This is a genomic window from Pseudomonas sp. PsB, assembly GCF_043658375.1.
Lineage (GTDB): Bacteria > Pseudomonadota > Gammaproteobacteria > Pseudomonadales > Pseudomonadaceae > Aquipseudomonas > Aquipseudomonas putida_Z.
In genome coordinates this window covers 1-3,260 of sequence record NZ_JBIGLU010000077.1, presented here as the reverse complement: position 1 = coordinate 3,260, position 3,260 = coordinate 1, and the positions used below count along the sequence as shown (strand labels likewise).

At 65.4% G+C, this 3,260-nt stretch carries 2 protein-coding genes; both read left to right on the top strand.

All coding sequences use genetic code 11. The features are described 5' to 3' along the window. The first annotated feature begins 146 nt into the window (after window positions 1-146). Entirely contained in the window at window positions 147-707 is a 561-nt protein-coding gene (locus ACGLHT_RS29865; protein ID WP_010921730.1) for a recombinase family protein, read from the top strand. A 3-nt stretch (window positions 708-710) separates the two neighbouring features. Further along, window positions 711-3,260, top strand: a 2,550-nt coding sequence (locus ACGLHT_RS29860; protein WP_394520761.1) for a Tn3-like element TnAs1 family transposase, incomplete at its 3' end; no start/stop codon positions are given.

The following is a 3,260-nucleotide window of genomic DNA, read 5'->3' as shown; positions in this document are numbered from 1 at the left end:
GCCGCGCCGCTTAGTCAGAATAGAGTCATCTTTCGCATTTTTGACACATGCCTGCGAAGGTCATAGATTTCAGCCTGACAGAAACGGGGTTTGAGGCACAACGGAACAGAAGGAGCACTTAAGCCGCCTTCAACCAAGGAGACATCGTGCAGGGGCACCGCATCGGCTACGTCCGGGTCAGCAGCTTCGACCAGAACCCGGAACGCCAGCTGGAACAGACACAGGTGAGCAAGGTGTTCACCGACAAGGCATCGGGCAAGGACACCCAGCGCCCCCAGCTCGAAGCGCTGCTGAGCTTCGTCCGCGAAGGCGATACAGTGGTGGTGCACAGCATGGACCGGCTGGCCCGCAACCTCGATGACCTGCGTCGCTTGGTACAGAAGCTGACTCAACGCGGCGTGCGCATCGAGTTCCTGAAGGAGGGCCTGGTGTTCACTGGCGAGGACTCGCCGATGGCCAACCTGATGCTGTCGGTGATGGGGGCCTTCGCTGAGTTCGAGCGCGCCCTGATCCGCGAGCGGCAGCGTGAGGGCATCACCTTGGCCAAGCAGCGTGGCGCGTACCGGGGCCGCAAGAAAGCCCTGTCCGATGAGCAGGCTGCTACCCTGCGGCAGCGAGCGACGGCCGGCGAGCCCAAGGCGCAGCTTGCCCGCGAGTTCAACATCAGCCGGGAAACCCTCTACCAGTACCTCCGCACGGACGACTGACACATGCCGCGTCGCTTGATCCTCTCGGCCACGGAGCGGGGCACCCTGCTCGCGTTGCCAGAAAGCCAGGATGACCTGATCCGCTACTACACCTTCAACGACTCCGACCTGTCGCTGATCCGTCAGCGGCGCGGCGACGCCAACCGCCTCGGCTTCGCCGTGCAACTCTGCCTGCTGCGCTACCCCGGCTATGCGTTGGGCACTGACAGCGAGCTGCCCGAACCGGTCATCCTGTGGGTGGCCAAGCAAGTCCAGACCGATCCGGCGAGTTGGACGAAGTACGGCGAGCGCGATGTGACCCGTCGCGAGCACGCCCAGGAACTGCGCACCTACCTTCAACTGGCCCCGTTCGGCCTGTCCGACTTCCGCGCCCTGGTGCGCGAGCTGACCGAACTGGCCCAGCAGACCGACAAGGGCTTGCTGCTGGCCGGCCAGGCGCTGGAGAGCCTGCGGCAGAAGCGACGCATCCTGCCGGCGTTGAGCGTGATCGACCGGGCTTGCTCGGAGGCCATTGCACGGGCCAATCGGCGGGTCTACCGCGCCCTGGTTGAACCGCTCACGGACTCGCATCGGGCCAAGCTGGACGAGCTGTTGAAGCTCAAGGCCGGCAGCAGCATCACCTGGTTGACCTGGCTGCGCCAGGCACCGCTGAAACCCAACTCTCGGCACATGCTTGAGCACATCGAGCGGCTGAAGACATTTCAGCTGGTGGACTTGCCCGAAGTCCTGGGCCGGCACATCCACCAGAACCGCCTGCTCAAGCTGGCCCGCGAGGGTGGGCAGATGACGCCCAAAGACCTCGGCAAGTTCGAGCCGCAGCGGCGCTATGCGACCCTGGCCGCCGTGGTGCTGGAGAGCACTGCAACCGTGATTGATGAGCTGGTGGATCTGCACGACCGCATCCTAGTCAAGCTGTTCAGCGGCGCGAAGCACAAGCATCAGCAGCAGTTCCAGAAGCAGGGCAAGGCGATCAACGACAAGGTGCGCCTGTACTCCAAGATCGGCCAGGCGCTGCTGGAGGCCAAGGAAGCCGGCAGCGACCCCTATGCCGCCATCGAGGCGGTGATCCCCTGGGACGAGTTCACCGAGAGCGTCAGCGAAGCCGAGCTGCTGGCCCGGCCGGAGGGCTTCGACCACCTGCACCTGGTCGGCGAGAACTTCGCCACCCTGCGCCGCTACACGCCGGCTCTGCTGGAGGTATTGGAGCTGCGCGCCGCCCCGGCCGCGCAGGGCGTGCTGGCAGCCGTGCAGACGCTGCGCGAGATGAACGCCGACAACCTGCGCAAGGTGCCGGCCGATGCTCCCACCGCCTTCATCAAGCCGCGCTGGAAGCCACTGGTGATCACCCCGGAAGGCCTCGACCGGCGCTTCTACGAAATCTGCGCCCTGTCCGAGCTGAAGAACGCCCTGCGCTCCGGCGACATCTGGGTCAAGGGCTCGCGGCAGTTCCGCGACTTCGACGACTACCTGTTGCCGGCCGAGAAGTTCGCCGCGCTCAAGCGGGAACAGGCCCTGCCGCTGGCGATCAACCCGAACAGCGACCAGTATCTGGAAGAGCGCTTGCAGCTGCTGGACGAGCAGTTGGCCACTGTCGCCCGCCTGGCCAAGGACAACGAGCTGCCCGATGCCATCCTCACCGAGTCCGGGTTGAAGATCACCCCGCTGGATGCGGCGGTGCCGGATCGGGCGCAGGCGCTGATCGACCAGACCAGTCAGTTACTGCCGCGCATCAAGATCACCGAACTGCTGATGGACGTGGACGACTGGACGGGCTTCAGCCGCCACTTCACCCACCTGAAGGACGGGGCCGAGGCCAAAGACCGGACGTTGCTGCTGTCCGCGATCCTCGGTGATGCGATCAACCTCGGGCTGACCAAGATGGCCGAGTCGAGCCCCGGTCTGACCTACGCCAAGCTGTCCTGGCTGCAAGCCTGGCACATCCGCGACGAGACCTATTCGGCGGCCCTGGCCGAGCTGGTCAACCACCAGTACCAGCATGCCTTCGCCGCCCACTGGGGCGACGGCACCACCTCATCCTCCGATGGCCAGCGTTTCCGGGCTGGCGGCCGGGGCGAGAGCACCGGACACGTCAACCCGAAGTACGGCAGTGAGCCGGGACGGCTGTTCTACACCCATATCTCCGACCAGTACGCGCCGTTCAGCACCCGCGTGGTGAATGTCGGCGTGCGCGATTCCACCTATGTGCTCGACGGCCTGCTGTACCACGAGTCCGACCTGCGGATCGAGGAGCACTACACCGACACGGCCGGCTTCACCGATCACGTCTTCGCCCTGATGCACCTGCTGGGCTTCCGTTTCGCGCCGCGCATCCGCGACCTCGGCGAAACCAAGCTGTACGTGCCGCAGGGCGTGCAGACCTACCCGACGCTGCGGCCGCTGATCGGCGGCACCCTGAACATCAAGCACGTCCGCGCCCATTGGGACGACATCCTGCGCCTGGCCAGCTCGATCAAACAGGGCACCGTCACTGCCTCGCTGATGCTGCGCAAGCTCGGCAGCTATCCGCGCCAGAACGGCCTGGCCGTGGCCCTG